The organism is Paenibacillus sp. Root444D2, assembly GCF_001426375.1.
GTDB lineage: Bacteria > Bacillota > Bacilli > Paenibacillales > NBRC-103111 > Paenibacillus_E.
Map to the genome: position 1 here is coordinate 398,493 of NZ_LMEO01000045.1, position 14,528 is coordinate 413,020.

15 protein-coding genes are annotated in these 14,528 nt (G+C 43.8%); 1 reads left to right on the forward strand and 14 read right to left on the reverse strand.

Annotated features, from left to right (window positions below):
* Positions 1-386 precede the first annotated feature (386 nt).
* The 9 genes from ASD40_RS23340 to ASD40_RS23380 form a co-directional block, all read right to left on the reverse strand.
* Positions 387-1,358, reverse strand: a complete 972-nt coding sequence (locus ASD40_RS23340; protein WP_057305550.1) for a Gfo/Idh/MocA family protein — start codon at positions 1,356-1,358, stop codon at positions 387-389.
* A gap of 160 nt (positions 1,359-1,518) precedes the next feature.
* Positions 1,519-2,991: a glycoside hydrolase family 32 protein gene (locus ASD40_RS23345; protein WP_057305551.1), complete on the reverse strand. Its 1,473-nt coding sequence runs from the start codon at positions 2,989-2,991 to the stop codon at positions 1,519-1,521.
* A complete protein-coding gene (locus ASD40_RS23350; RefSeq protein WP_057305552.1) occupies positions 2,978-3,946 on the reverse strand; it encodes a carbohydrate kinase family protein in 969 nt (322 codons plus the stop codon). The genes ASD40_RS23345 and ASD40_RS23350 overlap by 14 nt, the downstream gene beginning before the upstream one ends.
* A gap of 40 nt (positions 3,947-3,986) precedes the next feature.
* A complete protein-coding gene (locus tag ASD40_RS23355) occupies positions 3,987-6,230 on the reverse strand; it encodes a GH32 C-terminal domain-containing protein (protein WP_057305553.1) in 2,244 nt (747 codons plus the stop codon).
* Positions 6,231-6,245: 15 nt separating this feature from the next.
* Complete coding sequence (locus ASD40_RS23360; protein WP_057305554.1) at positions 6,246-7,910, reverse strand: extracellular solute-binding protein; 1,665 nt, start codon at positions 7,908-7,910, stop codon at positions 6,246-6,248.
* A 119-nt stretch (positions 7,911-8,029) separates the two neighbouring features.
* The gene (locus ASD40_RS23365) at positions 8,030-8,926 is read right to left on the reverse strand and encodes a carbohydrate ABC transporter permease (protein ID WP_156390162.1); all 897 of its coding nucleotides are present in this window, start codon (positions 8,924-8,926) and stop codon (positions 8,030-8,032) included.
* A 12-nt stretch (positions 8,927-8,938) separates the two neighbouring features.
* Entirely contained in the window at positions 8,939-9,853 is a 915-nt protein-coding gene (locus tag ASD40_RS23370) for an ABC transporter permease (RefSeq protein WP_082562398.1), read from the reverse strand.
* A gap of 85 nt (positions 9,854-9,938) precedes the next feature.
* A complete protein-coding gene (locus ASD40_RS23375; RefSeq protein ID WP_057305557.1) occupies positions 9,939-10,943 on the reverse strand; it encodes a LacI family DNA-binding transcriptional regulator in 1,005 nt (334 codons plus the stop codon).
* Positions 10,944-11,053: 110 nt separating this feature from the next.
* The gene (locus ASD40_RS23380) at positions 11,054-11,242 is read right to left on the reverse strand and encodes a hypothetical protein (protein ID WP_057305558.1); all 189 of its coding nucleotides are present in this window, start codon (positions 11,240-11,242) and stop codon (positions 11,054-11,056) included.
* A 171-nt stretch (positions 11,243-11,413) separates the two neighbouring features.
* Here ASD40_RS23380 and ASD40_RS23385 point away from each other — a divergent pair, with 171 nt between their 5' ends.
* Positions 11,414-11,929 (forward strand): hypothetical protein, encoded by a 516-nt coding sequence (locus tag ASD40_RS23385; RefSeq protein ID WP_057305559.1) that lies wholly within the window; start codon positions 11,414-11,416, stop codon positions 11,927-11,929.
* Between the two features lie 85 nt (positions 11,930-12,014).
* Here the strand turns inward: ASD40_RS23385 and ASD40_RS23390 are convergent, their stop codons facing one another.
* From ASD40_RS23390 to ASD40_RS23405, 5 genes are all read right to left on the reverse strand, one after another.
* On the reverse strand, positions 12,015-12,731 hold the full coding sequence (locus tag ASD40_RS23390) for a Crp/Fnr family transcriptional regulator (RefSeq protein WP_057305560.1): 717 nt from the start codon (positions 12,729-12,731) through the stop codon (positions 12,015-12,017).
* A gap of 117 nt (positions 12,732-12,848) precedes the next feature.
* The gene (locus ASD40_RS23395) at positions 12,849-13,217 is read right to left on the reverse strand and encodes a globin domain-containing protein (protein WP_057305561.1); all 369 of its coding nucleotides are present in this window, start codon (positions 13,215-13,217) and stop codon (positions 12,849-12,851) included.
* A 355-nt stretch (positions 13,218-13,572) separates the two neighbouring features.
* The gene (locus ASD40_RS36610) at positions 13,573-13,794 is read right to left on the reverse strand and encodes a universal stress protein (RefSeq protein WP_082562399.1); all 222 of its coding nucleotides are present in this window, start codon (positions 13,792-13,794) and stop codon (positions 13,573-13,575) included.
* 102 nt (positions 13,795-13,896) lie between these two features.
* On the reverse strand, positions 13,897-14,187 hold the full coding sequence (locus tag ASD40_RS23400; protein ID WP_057305562.1) for a hypothetical protein: 291 nt from the start codon (positions 14,185-14,187) through the stop codon (positions 13,897-13,899).
* Entirely contained in the window at positions 14,184-14,525 is a 342-nt protein-coding gene (locus ASD40_RS23405) for a hypothetical protein (protein WP_057305563.1), read from the reverse strand. The genes ASD40_RS23400 and ASD40_RS23405 overlap by 4 nt, the downstream gene beginning before the upstream one ends.
* Positions 14,526-14,528 lie beyond the last annotated feature (3 nt).

Here is a 14,528-nt window from a genome sequence, read left to right on the forward strand (position 1 = left end):
AAAATCTCTCCTTCTAAGTGATCATTTGAATATTCCAGCAAAAATAATTGCCAAAAGCCAAATAAGCGTTAGATTTCTATCGGTTATTGTCTTTTTATAATGCAAGATTGCGGAAATCAGAAATACAACAATAATGATAATTATTATCATGAGAGTCCAAATCCTTAAATATATTCTTTGCAAAACAATATTGGAATATTCCTCCATGAATGATAATTAACCCAAAAGGAATTAAAATTCCGTATGACAAATTGATAATATCATACGACTTGATTAACCGTCAATTAAACGGAATATAGATTCCGATTCTATAGATTTACTATAGCTTTCATCAAAAAAAAGCATACTTAACAATGATATTTTCACTGTTAAGTATGCTTTTTTACTTAAACAATGCGAACGGGCAATCCCGATTTCGCTGATTTGAGCGCAGCAACAGTTACCTGTTGTGTCTTAAAAGCATCCTCATAATCAGAAAGAATACGCCCGGTATCCCCTGTTTTCAGTGCATGGATGAAGGCTTCATTTTCTACGTAATAGGGATTAACCAATCTTTTAATTTCAGAGGTTGCATGAGCTTCGATCAATTTCAAGCGCTCCGTATCCCACTCCAGCATGCCCTCCTGCGTATAGCAGGTAATACCCACTTTGCCCAAACCGCTTGGCAGTACACACGTATTAGAAATATTAGCGATAACACCGCAGCTAAATTTTAGGGTCACCGTTCCTACATCAGCTGCCGTTACCCCATCAAATTGCTTATACATCACTTGATTGCCATACAAAGCGTAGACTTCTTCAATCTCTCCAATACAATAACGCAGAATATCGACCAAATGTGTGCTTTGTTCTATGAATTGTCCGCCTGATCTCTCTTGATCTCTCCACCATGCAACCTGGGGCATATTTCCCATCCAATTACCTGTAATCATGCCGACATTTTGCTGGCTCAACAATTGTTTCATCTGACTTACTGTATCTGTATAACGAAAATGATAGCCTACGGATGTAATCAGGGGTTTCATGCGTAATTCGGTTAAAATCTGATAGGGCTGCTCAGCATTCACACCAAGTGGCTTTTCAACAAAAAAAGGAATGCCTCTTTCAATTAGCTCGATTTCAAATTCCCCATGCGACATTGGCGGTACTAGAATATATACGGCATCCAAGCGTTCGGAGTCCAACATCTCACTAACACTTTCATAGCTGGAGGGAATACTGTATGCTGAAGCGAACTCCTCCGCTTTTGCCTTACTCGTCCCGCATACCGCTTGGATCTGCACGTCTTCCATCTCGGTTAAAATTTTTGCGTGCATCTTACTGAACCCGCCTGTACCGATAATACCGATATGTAACATGATTACTTGCTCCTGTTCTTATCATATTTTTACTAGTCTTATTATAGCATCATACATAAATACAAAGTCAGTGTTCGTCTAGCATTCGAATAGAAATAAATAAGAGAGCTAGTTCTTCGGTTGTTCGAAGAAATAACTCTCTTAATATATAAGAATAGCCTTAATCAAATATAGAATTAAGCATATAAATCCTTAGGGATTTAACCTTAACGCTCCCATCTTTCGCATACAGTTTTATGCCTGTTGACGAGGATAATGGGAAAATCTGATCCGTCATGGCGAGTTTCCCGTCATTCGCAAAAGCTTCGACAGACGATCTGTCCACGAAAATATGCAGTTTAACGTTTCCAGTCTCCGCTTTTAATAAAGCGCTGTGCTTGCAAGCAAAATCACTATGAAAATCGATAGCTCCAGAACGACTGCGATCAATAAACAGCTGTTGCTCATGAGTGCTATATCCAACGATTGTTTCCTCTGATTCGGAGGCTCTTAGCTTTAAACCAAATTCTAGCTCATCATCAAACTCAAATTCAGCGATGATTTCAAGCAAATCGCCATGAGTTATCGTTAATTCTGAATTGTTCAGCTCAAAGGCTGCCCAACTCTGTTCACTCCGCCTTTGAGCCTGGAGCTCACAAATAGGCTTCTGAAGGAGCCGAACTCCCTCCAATTCCGCCTTAAGTGTTAGCTCTCTAGGAAGCGTCATCGCTCCTCTCCAATTGGAGGTTGGAATCACATTGGCATATTTCCAATTGTTCATCCACCCGATAAACAAGCGTCTTCCCTGCTGTTCAGGCACGTCTGACCATGTGACGCCCGCGTAGTTATCTCTCCCGTGATCCAGCCAAAGAAGTGGAGCAGGGGATTCTTCTGGGACAAAAGTATCCCCATTGAAAGAACCAATGAAATACTGTGTGCGTGATCCTTCCACAAAGTTGGCATCTTCTCCAATGCTAACAATAAGCACCCATCTCTTGTTGATGGTATCGCCATCTACAGGCAGTTCGAATAAATCTGGACATTCCCAAACGCCGTCATGGGAGCCTTGTCCAACCCCAAATTCACCAGAATGGGTCCAATCAATCAAATTCGGTGATTTGTAAAATCGAATGACGTCACCCGCAGCAATGACCATCACCCAGCTTTGCTGAGGATTGAACCAAAATACTTTGGGATCACGAAAATCAGGCAGTGCTTCTTCAATAAGCACTGGGTTGTTTACGTATTTTGTCCAGGTTCGCCCACGATCTGCGCTGTAAGCAAGACTTTGTCTTTGCCTAGTTAGATCAGTCCCCGGCTTCGTATCATGGTGTGTGAAAATAGCGACTAGACCTGACATACCACCAAAAAAGCCACTCGTATCGTGCTTATCTACCACTACGCTGCCTGAAAAAATAGCACCGTGTTCATCAGGCGCAAGCGCTATAGGAAGATGCTCCCAGTGAACCAGATCCTGACTGACAGCGTGACCCCAATGCATAGGTCCCCAAACCGTACTTTCGGGGTGGTATTGATAGAAAAGATGATACTCCCCCTCATAAAATACCATCCCATTCGGGTCATTCATCCACTGATCTTTCGGTGTGAAATGAAGCTGCGGCCGGAATTTAGTTTGATTGTTAGCTGTTATCATGATGCTTCGTCACCTTTCGTATCTCTTCTAGGCTCGGCATCGCCGGTATGGCTCCTCTTCGAGTTGTCGCTAAGGCGCCTGCTGCATTGGCGAAGCTGATCATCCTTCGAATTTCAGTTTCACTCATGGTGTGAATGTCTTGATTAGAATCCATCCAACTGTTAAGGAAGCCTCCAAAGAACGCATCCCCCGCACCTGTAGCGTCTATGGCATCTACTGTATGACCACCAACGCTCCCCGTTACTTGACCGAATCGGTAAAAAGCACCTTTTTCAGCCAGCGTAATTAAAATGATAGAAGGGCCAAAGGATTCATATAGCATGCGTGATCCCTCTTCAAGATCCGCAGCACCCGTTAGGAAAATGAGTTCTTCTTCGGATATTTTCACGATGTCAGCATGCGCCAAGCCATATTCCATCATACGTTTGGCATGCTCCAAATTGTCCCAAAGCGGAATTCGCAAATTGGGATCAAATGATATTGTACAGCCATTTTCTTTGGCGAAGAGGAGAGCTTTCCTTGTCGCGGAGGCCGATGGCTCATTCGTCATGGACAACGAGCCAAAGTGAAATAACTTCGACTGCGCGATCATATCGAGGAGCACCTCATTTTCCGTCAGCAAGGTGTCGGCTCCAGGCTTACGATAAAAGCTAAAGGAGCGGTCGCCACTCGCATCCAATTGAACAAACGCCAGCGTCGTATTTGCCTCATTGCTCATAACTACGCCCCGCGTATCAATTCCGCACTGCCTTAACGTATCCACTAGATAATGTCCGTGAATGTCCGATCCGACTTTGCTGATGAAGCCAGTTCGTTTCCCCCATTTGGCTAAGGCAGCCAGCACATTGGCTGGCGCACCCCCAGGATTTCGTTCAAATAAAGCATAACCTAGCTCTGAGTTTCCAGCTGGTGTGAAGTCGATTAATACTTCACCTAATGCAACGATATCATACATCGCTCTCTCTACCTCCCGATTTTGTTTATCCGCTTTTTCTCTACACCGACACCTGAAATGCCGGTTTTATCCCCCATATTCGCATGGACGTGATTCGAATGTCTCGATCCCCGTGCAAAAGTAACCCTAGCGCGTCCAGCCTAGACGGGTAGGCGCGAGTCGTTAAGCTTTTTAGACCGTTAGCGTAAACCTCGATCAATGAACGATCTACGAAAACCCGCAATTGCAGCGGTTCACCGTGAAGTTCAAGCAGCCCCTCTTGAATGCCAGTCGTTCGTTCACGCGTATCTAGCGTTGTTTTATGTCGATTTACACCAAGCCGCTCTCGATCCTTATCATAGAAGAGAACAGTCTCCTCTTCTCCGTCTGGTGTTCGTCTTAACGAGATTCCGTATTGGTGCTCTGCCCCTGAATCAAATGTTAGCTCTATCTCAAACGTATCACTCCGGATGTGATGCAAGCTCTCATTCACTTCTTCCAAACTAAGATCCCGTACGTTCAGAAGCTCCATCCCCCGGAGTTGACGCATTTCCTCAATAGGTTCGATCCCGAGCCGCCCATCCTCCCTTAGAGTCAAGCTGATCGGCATGCCAGCGCCGTGCGACCACCCGCAATCATAATCGATTTCAGGCGTACGCTCACCCTGCGCAATCGTAAATAAAAGCGATCTTCCGGTTAAGGGATCCACCATGCCGCTCGGACCTGTGAAATGGAAATCACCTACATCGATAAGCCCCGGCTCTTCATGATCCGGAATGAACTGGTAACGCGCACTATCCCATGCGCCTATCCAATAATTCACTTCTACTTTAGCCTCAGGCCCCCATGGGCTAATCAGCAAAATATGTTTGCCTGTTTCCTTACCATTACGCTTTAACGGCAGCAGTACTGGCAGCTCCCATACAACGCCAAGGTAAGGATATTTCTCATAATTACTTACATACAGCGGGCCTTCACACGTCCAGTTGGTCAAGTTTGCAGAGCGGTAGACCATCGCGGTTCCGCCTTGTCCCTCTATCCCCGTGCCGACGAGCATGATCCATTCTTCATTCTCTTTCCATACATAGGGATCACGGAATTCACCAAAGTATCCAACGCCAGGCTCCTGAACCACGATGGGCTCGGGATGCTTCACCCAAGTCTTCAAATCTAAGTCTCCATCCCGCTGATAGGTCGTTCGAGCCAGACCCACCGATTGATTTGGAGAACATGCGTTATTCCCCGCTGTATAAAATAATGCCGGATAACCGTGTTCATCATAAGCTGCACTTCCTGACCAGATGCCATCCGGATCAAGGCCGGGCTCCGGCGCCAAAGCTGCCGGAAGGTCCCGCCAATGAACTAAATCTTCACTCACCCAATGTCCCCAATGAATGTAATGCCAGAATGGGCCGTTTGGGTTGAATTGGTAAAACAAATGGTATTGTCCATTGAAATAAATCGGCGCATGCGGTTCGTTCATCCAATGCCCCGGCGAAGTTAAATGATACACCGGACGATGCCGATCCTGAACAAAGTTAGCTCTAGATATGGCCAGGTCTTCGTAAGGAATAGCGGGTGCAGCTCCGCCGTGTTCAGTTAAATAATCCCGGTAAGTTCCCTCAATGTCCGCCTCAGACATCGCGAGGTCATATAGACAAAGTTCATCCATCAAACCGTCGAACATATTCATCGTGAAGGACTCTGCTAAAATAACACCCTTGTTATTGCGCCCGATTATCAAATCTTCCTGACTGGGAGTAATCAAAGTATTCTTCTGCGAATGCTGCTTTACCGCTACCTCACTACCGTTTACATATAACTTCAGCAGTCCAGTTACCGATTCGTAAGTAGCGCAGACGAAGGACCACACTCCCTTAGGGAGCGGATGATCATAGCACCAAACTTCCACCCACTCTTCACCTATCGCAAGCTGTAAGGACCAAGACCCATGACGAGATAATCCGAATATGTACCCCTCGCAGCGTTCTCTATCATGTTGATTCACGATGGCTGCAAGACGCTGTTCATCTCCGAAGTCATAGCTGCGCGGAGCAATCCAAGCGGTAATCGTCAACGATCTCGACAACTGAGGACTCTTGTCTACTGCGCGCTGCAGCCATGTTGAATAACCATCAAACAACAGCGCACTTCCAAGGATCCCTTTACGCCAAACCGGATCTTGCGGCGGTTGAAACCGACCTTTCGTAAGGGCATATTGAATTGAATCCCCATTACCCGAATACGGATCATGCGCAATGCGCCCCTGCCCCTCATCGAAGGACCAATAGGCAATAGGTTCCATGCTCGATACCTCCCGTTACTTGGCCGCTTTATTGTAACGGTCCAATGCATCCTGATAGATTTTCAATAAGTCATCTAATCCCATTTTCCTCAATGTCGCTAAATAAGTATCCCATTCCTTCTCAACGCCGCCTTCCATCAACCATTTGGAGCGTTTTTCATTGGTCAGCTTGGCAATGTCAGGTTTGATTTTACTGATTTTATCCAGCTCTTCCGGTGTAAAGAAAATGCTTGGGTAATTCTCTTTTTCCATTTGCGGAACAAAAGTATCTTTAATCCGATTCATTCTTTCCAAGGCACGAGGTTCAGGAGCGACGAGATTTTGGAAATCCTCCGCCAAGATGACGCCGGTCATGTTCGGCGCTACTTTTTGACGGAATTCGCCTGCTGCTACACCTGCATCAAGCGGTTTCTGCACCAGTTTGCCTTCTTTTTCATCGAATACGACGCCAATCGGTCCCCAATGAAGCTGAGCGGCCATCTTTGGCTCATATTGCAAATCTAACCATCTGGCTGTGATTTCTGGATTTTTGTTCACTTTCGTAATGACAGGACCCCCGCGACTCCAAGGAGAGCCATTGTTGTATTTCACGACCATTTCCTTGAAGGGCGGTACAAGTGCATAATCCTTGGAGCGATCTGGTCCAACAATTTCCGTCTCTTCCCACCAGAGGTAGGATCCAAGCGTAACATCCTTCGTTTTTCCTTTTGCAAAGTAAGGTGCCGGATTATTATTGAAAGTAAATGAATCCTTATCTACGAGGCCCTCTTCGACCCATTTGTGGAAATACGCGACTGCATCTTTATATTTCGGATCAATTGCGGCGTAATTCACCTTGCCATCTTTCACATTCAAGTGCTCGATAAACGAGTTATCGCCAGGCTGATACGTTTTGTCTGGGACGCCGAAAGCTCCGAACAAGTAACCAATATCTCCGGTCCAGAAGGTATTCATGAAGGACATCGGTACTTCATCGGCCTTGCCGTTCCCATTAGGGTCTTTCGTTTTAAAAGCAGTAAGCACATTATGCAGCTCTTCAATGGTCGTCGGCATCTTCAAACTCAACTTATCCAGCCAAGCTTTGTTCAGGAAGAGAAAATCTGGATTCGAGCCGATACCGGCTTGCCCTTTACCCAGCTCTTCCGCCACAGGAAGCGAATAAATTTTCCCGTCAGGCGCGGTAACGAACGCTTTCAACTCCGGTCTTTTTTCAAACAGCTTCTTCACGTTAGGCATATACTTATCGATAAGGTCATTCAGAGGGATGATCGTACCGTCTTTGCTGTATTTCATCAAATCGTTATCCGTGAAACGAGCACCATAGAAGACATCCGGCAAATTGGAGCTGGCAAGCAGTATGTTCTTCTTATCGTTATAGTTCGCTTCTGGGACATTATCCCAATCCACATGTACGTTCGTCTGCTCTTCAAGTCGTTTGAAGATTTCCATTTCTCCGTAATTAGGCGCAAGCGGCGCTTTGGGCGATACCATTTTCAGCGTAACTTTATCCTTTACAATCGGGTAACCGCTCTCGTTGAAGCTTTTGGAGGATGCTTTCTCGCTGTTTTGCGGGGATGCAGATGCGGCATCTTTCGCTGCCGGTGCTTTGTCACTGCATGCTGCCAATACCAAACTTAAGCTCATCGTTACCATCGTTACTGTCGTTAGTCTTTTTTTCATTTGTCGATACCCTCCTCTTTGTATGTAGCCCATTACGATTTATGCCTGATCCTTGGATGCACACTTTTGATATCGCCGAAAGCCCCCTACCACCACCCTTCATATTTACCTTCCGTTTTCTAACCTTTTACAGATCCAATCAGAACACCTTTAACGAAATAACGCTGTAAAAATGGATATAAAATGAGAAGTGGTGCCGCTGCAATGAGGATGACCCCATATTTGATCAGCTCAGAGACTCTTTGTTTAGCTAAAAGAGAGTCAATATCCGATACCATGTCGCCGATAGGCTGGCTTTGGATCAAAATATTACGGAGGACCAGCTGCAGCGGATACAGCTTTTCATTCTCCAAATAAATTAACGCATCGAAGAATCCGTTCCACTGGCGAACAACCGCAAACAGCACAAGCACCGCAATGATGGGTTTGGATAATGGAATTACAACACTCCATAGAAAGCGCGTATTTCTGCAGCCATCCATGAAAGCCGCTTCTCGGAGCTCATCCGGTATCGTTGATTGGAAGAACGTCCGGGCAATAATAATCCCAAAAGCATCGACTGCTGATGGCAGGATGACCGACCAAATCGTATTCACCATGCCCAGATTTTTGACCAATAAGTAAGTTGGAATTAAGCCGCCGGAGAAAAACATCGTAAACACGAAGAACAGCATAAACACATTGCGTCCATAAAAATCCTTACGGGAAAGCGGATAGGCCGCTCCAATCGTTAAAGAAACACTGATTAGGGCACTTGCAGCTGCGTAAAGGATCGAATTTCCATAACCAGACCAGATCTGAGGATCTGATAAAATTCTCCTATAGCCTTCGAGTGTAATTCCTTTGGGCCATAGCCAAACATTGCCGGCATAGATTTGATCTGGCTCGCTGATGGAAGCAATAACGACGAAATAAAGAGGATACAGAATCAACAATGCAAAGCCGCTCAACACTAGGATATTTAGAGCGTCAAACCATTTATCAGCGGTACTCTTAGCTGTAATCATGGGGCGAATACCTCCTCTCTTTTAAAATAGGCCGCTGCCATTTATTTTTTTGACGATGCGATTAACGGATAGCAATAAAACGAAATTGATCAGGGAGTTGAACAAACCTACTGCTGCAGAGAAGCTGTATTCCGCTCGCTGCAAGCCGATTTTGTACACGTACGTAGCAATAATCTCAGACGAACTAACGTTCAGGTCATTTTGCATGAGAAAAGCTTTTTCGAAGCCAACATTCATGAGATTCCCAATCGCCAATATGAACAAAATGAGAATCGTCGGCTGGATGCCAGGAATATCGATATGCCAGATCCGATGCCATTTCGTAGCTCCATCCACAACCGCCGCCTCGTGAAGATGCGGATCAATACCTGCTAGCGCCGCTAAGTAAATAACGGAAGCAAAGCCGGTTTCTTGCCATACACCGGAGAACACATAGAGGCTTTTGAACCATTCAGCCTTCGATAAAAAGTAGATCGGCTCTCCTCCAAAAAGTTGAACGATGTGATTGATTAGTCCACTTCCCGGCGATAAAAACACATACAACATACCAACGAGGACGACTGTTGAGATGAAATATGGAGCATAAATGACAGTCTGGATAAATCGTTTGTACCTTTCATGGAGCAGCTGATTGAGCATCAACGCTATAAGGATTGGCACAGGAAATGAAACCACTAAAGAGAAAACACTAAGCCCTAACGTATTCTGGATGACGGTCCAAAAGTTGAAAGAATCGAAGAACCGCTGAAAATGCTCCATACCTACCCAAGGACTCCCCCAGAAACCTTTGGAAGCGATAAAATCTTTAAATGCGATTTGAACCCCATACATTGGCCAATATTTAAAAATGATAAAGTAGATCACGGTGGGCAAAATGAGAAGGTATAACTCATAGTTGGTTCTGATCTGTTTAAGTGGTTCCTTGAACTTGTTCATTCGTTGTGATGCAGCCCCTTTCTTTTTCGGGAAATCGTTTACGTAAACGTTTTTCTGATGTTCAAAAAAAAGCCAGATCAGCTTTTTAGCAGGAATCTCGTAGAATTAACGAGGTAGGAAGTCTGTATTCTTCGCTTTTTGTGCTTGGCTTCTCGATCCGTTCTAACATGATCTCTGCTGCTTTCACGCCGATCTCGTAAGAAGGCTGCCGGATGACCGACAAAGGCGGACACGTAATTTGTGTCCAATCATAATCGTCAAAACCAATAATTGCCAGCTCGGCTGGAATTTTAATCCGTCGTTCTTGTATGTATTTCATCGCGCCCATTGTCAATACGTTATTGGCAATAAATAGAGCTGTAATCTTCTGCTCGTCAAGCAGCGCCTTAGCGCTCTCATATCCGCTCTCAACGTTAGATTCCGCCATCCTCACAATGGATGAATCAAACGGAATATCGTGATCTGCTAATGCTTTTTTGTACCCATCATAGCGCTCATTACTCGTTGTAATACCGAGTTCTCCGGTTAACAGCCCAATTCGGCGATGACCTTTCAGGATGAGCGTTTTTACTGCTTCGTAAGCGCCTCCAATTCCATCGGCCAACACACAATCCCCGATATAACCTGTCGGATTGCGATCGATGAACACGACAGGATAATTAGAACCCACGATATCGTTTAAATAACCGACATCTTCAGCGATTGAAGCAATAAATAAGCCGTCAATTAACTTAGAATTAAACAATTTAATTTGTTCTTTCTCATCTTCAATTTGTTCCGTTGTATTGTTGCTCAGCAGCAAATGATAGCCATGCTGCTTCAATGTATACTGAATACCTTGTGCTACCATCATAAAGAAGAAATTAGAGGTATCTGATGGGAGAACTGGCACGATGAGTCCAATTGTATTAGACTTCTGACTGCGCAAGCTCCTAGCTGCCGAATTTGGGCGGTAGTCGAGTTCTTCCATTGCTTCATAAACTTTGCGCTTAACTTCATCCGACACATAACGGGTGTTATTAATTACATGTGACACTGATGCTATCGAAACGCCCGCTTGCTCGGCTACCTGCTTAATACCCGATCGCATAACATTCGACCCTCTTCTCTCGAGAAAACGTTTACGTAACCGTTTTCTTTTATTATATGGTCGAGTTATTTGCGTTGTCAATGACTTTTTACTTATCTTATCTTTTATGGCTACTCAGTTTTTGATATTGGCTCGCCTTCAACTTCACAGCCTGTTATCTTCTCTTTAATAATAGTAACTTTGCCCCCACTGTTCATCAGGGTTGTTTTAACATCCCCTATTTTACAATCTTCACAGACCCAACTGTTTCCTAACTTCCTAAATCCATTCGTCGTACCACATTGTTCGCAAGTAATCATTCTTCATCAACTCCTAATCATTCCTAATGGCTGCTTTTAAAGTACATCTTTTCAAATTCATATTCTATGAGATATGTCACACATCTGTTCTATTTTTTGTGATCAATCTCACTGCCTCGTTCAATTAAAAAGAATACACTTTTAACAGACTCTACATAGGAGGTTTAATATATGGGGTACTATTCACATACTTCCGCTAGTAATGAAATTGCCAGTTACATGCATTGGCATTGGATGTTGGATAATCAGTTTCGTTCATTACATAGACTTCACTCAGATATCGATCAGAAATTGAAGATTATCCATGGACTTGAAAGCAACATAGAGTCCGAAAAAACTTCGGTAACGCGGATAAATTTCATCAAAAAGATGGTTGATGAAGTCAGAGGATTATTGGATGAACTTTCTCTCTTTGAAAAGAAAGAGGGGGATATGCTTTTACTTATGTCTGTTCCTTTTGCTAAAATTAATATAGAAACGAACGAATCGTTCGAATCAGAAGTTGAGTATCTTCTTACCATGTTAAGAATGTTTTATCAAAAGACTCTACGTATGACCCCATTGCCAAACAAAAAAGAAGCCAAAGAGTTAAGCCGATGCTTAATGTTGACTATTCAACCTATTGAAAATCACATGGGTCGAATAGAAAAGGAATGGTACCCAGCCATATTGGAATGGCTGCAGTAAACTGTGTCGGAGCAACTGGGTGTGAAAATTCCGTGCTTGCTTCTATGGAGGTCAACATATATTCGAGGCAGCATCCTTCATCATGTTATTGGTCGGGACAATTAACAATCTCTCTCCAATGCCGGAGCGCCTCAATATCATGAATCACAAACCCTGAACGATCTGTTTCTACAATACCTTCCTTGCGGAGCTGATTAAGCAGACGGTTAACCGTCTCCCTGGTTGTACCGATCGCATTGGCGATATCTTGATGGGTCATTGGAATCTCGATAAGCAGTTTCCCGCTTTTCACCATTCCATTGGTCTCTGCGAGCTTAAGCAAGAATAATTGTCCTCTGTTTTGCACATCTTGTCCTGTCAGTTCTTGCAGCTTTCCCTGCAGTTCAAGGATTTTCTCGCTCATCACACGTAAGAGTTTAACCGCTATGCCGGGGGCATTACTAAGAAAAGCTTCGAAGGGCTTGATGGCCATCGCAAGCAGCAGCGTTGGCACAATGGTCTCTGCGGTAGCTGGATAATGATTTGTATGAAACAACCCGGTATGCGGAAACATATCCCCGGTTTTCAGAAAAGAAACAATTTGTTGATGACCATTCTCATCGGTCTTATACGTTTTAATTAAGCCACTTTGGATAAAATATACGGCTTCTTTCTCACTGCCTTCCGTAAATACGATTGTTTTTTTGCGATACGATCGTTGAATCATAATCCTGCAAAGCCCTTCCATTTCCCCATCGGACAAATCTCGAAACAACGGAACTTGGCGAAGGATCACCCCGGGATCTATGCTTTTTTCGTTCATTGTCATCTCCCTTCCTGTACACATATTTGTGTTAAACAAGCAAAAAAGAGCCAGGCTTTACTCCGGCTCACCTGTAATGTGGAGCTCTAGATTGTGATGGCTATCACAATTCTCTCATTACTCTTCTTTATTTACAAAAAAGTTGGCTGGACCTTTCAGACGGTCTAAAATAATCATACGCACTTCATTTGAAGGAACCACTTCCTCCAGTGCCTTTTGCATACACGCCAACCAAGCATCTGCCCGTTCTCTAGTAATTGGGAAAGGCATATGTCGTGCTCTCATCATTGGATTCCCGTGTTTGTCTGTATATAAGGAAGGACCTCCAAAAAATTGAGTTAGGAACTGAAACTGCTTCTCAATCAAGGGCTCTATGTCTTCTGGAAAAATAGGTGCAAGCAACGGGTCTGCTAACACTTTTGGATAAAACGCATCCACAATATTTCTTATTGTCGTTTCTCCACCAATATAATCATACAGTTCCATGACTGTAATCAGCTCCCTTTCGATTCATCTACAAACAATTACTCCCTATAGTTTACACGATACCTTTAACCAAAGCTGTTACCTAAATCACACTTGTCAATTTTAACCTCTAATTAGAATGACGATAAATCAGTGCATAAATTCCCGAGACAAATAAAGCCCCGCCAATTATGGCGTACCCAAAGGTGCCTTATGTAGGTCGGCGTTCTGCTAACTAGTGATCGGGTGACTTTTCCTTGCCAGCGAAAGAACACACAAAAATGAGGAGGCAAATATAACCTTGCCTCCTCATTTTTTTATATTCCTAAGTGAAATTATTTATGGGAAAGCCCCTTTTATTCATGCTGAATTCCTTTTATTTTACGACCAATACAGGGAGCTTTGCATGCTGAACAACATTGTGACTGACACTACCAAGAACAAATTCACCAATACTACTAAGACCTCTGCTGCCAACAATAATAAGATCCGCTTGAATTTCGTCTGCATATTTCAGAATTTCTTTCGTAATCGAACCGCTTCTCACTTCAATACGAATATTCGAAAAATCAGCAATTTTTTCATTGATTTTACCAATGACTTGCTCGGAATATCATTTCACATTCACCTCGTTTGTTTGATACCTTCATCATATCTCTTTCTACGTTTAGACGATGTGAGGAAGATCACCATATACTTTCTAAAAACCGAAGTGGACTTTATACACCAATTGCGCCGCAATGTCAGCTGATCTGAGAATCGTACCATGCTCTGAACTTATTAAGCTCGTATGTTCTTCTCCCCTTAAGGGTATGGCCAGAAACTGATGTTCACTCATATACATTTGCATAAAATCTTGGTCCTCGGAAATGCGTATCTTCTCAAGCTTCATTTTTTTCGGAGGTGCTATAGGATCGAGTCCTGCCTGATCCTCGATGTGCACTTCAATCTGAGTGCCAAGCCAACGTGACAATTTTTCTTCCCATTTCATACATGCGCCTCCTTCTTTAAGCGGCAGCAGCCTGCATCTGCTTTTGGTGAAACCTTCACCTGATACCCATGAAGATGATTCCAGCAATCGTATTCAGAAGTCAAATCGGGCTGGGCGGACTCTTCGATATAACGAAGTACCTCAACTTCACTTTCCCAAATCGCCATCCCTTTGATTTCAGCAACAGCAATATCGAGCCCTTGTTCTTCTCTGAGATCTATATACCAAGTTCCTTTCCCAGCGAAAAGACCATTTAATTGTCGTTCAATTATCGTATAGAAGGGAGACTGTGTATGTTCACGAATAAAGCATAAATCCAAAGTAAACTCACTCGGCATGGT

What these genes read in the sequence shown, in the direction of transcription:
- ASD40_RS23375 (WP_057305557.1), bottom strand. Translation starts at nt 10,943, where the DNA reads ATGCGATCGGGTATTAAGCAGGTAGCCGAGCAAGCGGGCGTTTCGATA.
- ASD40_RS23340 (WP_057305550.1), bottom strand. Translation starts at nt 1,358, where the DNA reads ATGTTACATATCGGTATTATCGGTACAGGCGGGTTCAGTAAGATGCAC.
- ASD40_RS23370 (WP_082562398.1), bottom strand. Translation starts at nt 9,853, where the DNA reads ATGAACAAGTTCAAGGAACCACTTAAACAGATCAGAACCAACTATGAG.
- ASD40_RS23400 (WP_057305562.1), bottom strand. Translation starts at nt 14,187, where the DNA reads ATGAAATGGGAAGAAAAATTGTCACGTTGGCTTGGCACTCAGATTGAA.
- ASD40_RS23355 (WP_057305553.1), bottom strand. Translation starts at nt 6,230, where the DNA reads ATGGAACCTATTGCCTATTGGTCCTTCGATGAGGGGCAGGGGCGCATT.
- ASD40_RS23360 (WP_057305554.1), bottom strand. Translation starts at nt 7,910, where the DNA reads ATGAAAAAAAGACTAACGACAGTAACGATGGTAACGATGAGCTTAAGT.
- ASD40_RS23405 (WP_057305563.1), bottom strand. Translation starts at nt 14,525, where the DNA reads ATGCCGAGTGAGTTTACTTTGGATTTATGCTTTATTCGTGAACATACA.
- ASD40_RS23380 (WP_057305558.1), bottom strand. Translation starts at nt 11,242, where the DNA reads ATGATTACTTGCGAACAATGTGGTACGACGAATGGATTTAGGAAGTTA.
- ASD40_RS23385 (WP_057305559.1), top strand. Translation starts at nt 11,414, where the DNA reads ATGGGGTACTATTCACATACTTCCGCTAGTAATGAAATTGCCAGTTAC.
- ASD40_RS23345 (WP_057305551.1), bottom strand. Translation starts at nt 2,991, where the DNA reads ATGATAACAGCTAACAATCAAACTAAATTCCGGCCGCAGCTTCATTTC.
- ASD40_RS23395 (WP_057305561.1), bottom strand. Translation starts at nt 13,217, where the DNA reads ATGGAACTGTATGATTATATTGGTGGAGAAACGACAATAAGAAATATT.
- ASD40_RS23350 (WP_057305552.1), bottom strand. Translation starts at nt 3,946, where the DNA reads ATGTATGATATCGTTGCATTAGGTGAAGTATTAATCGACTTCACACCA.
- ASD40_RS23390 (WP_057305560.1), bottom strand. Translation starts at nt 12,731, where the DNA reads ATGAACGAAAAAAGCATAGATCCCGGGGTGATCCTTCGCCAAGTTCCG.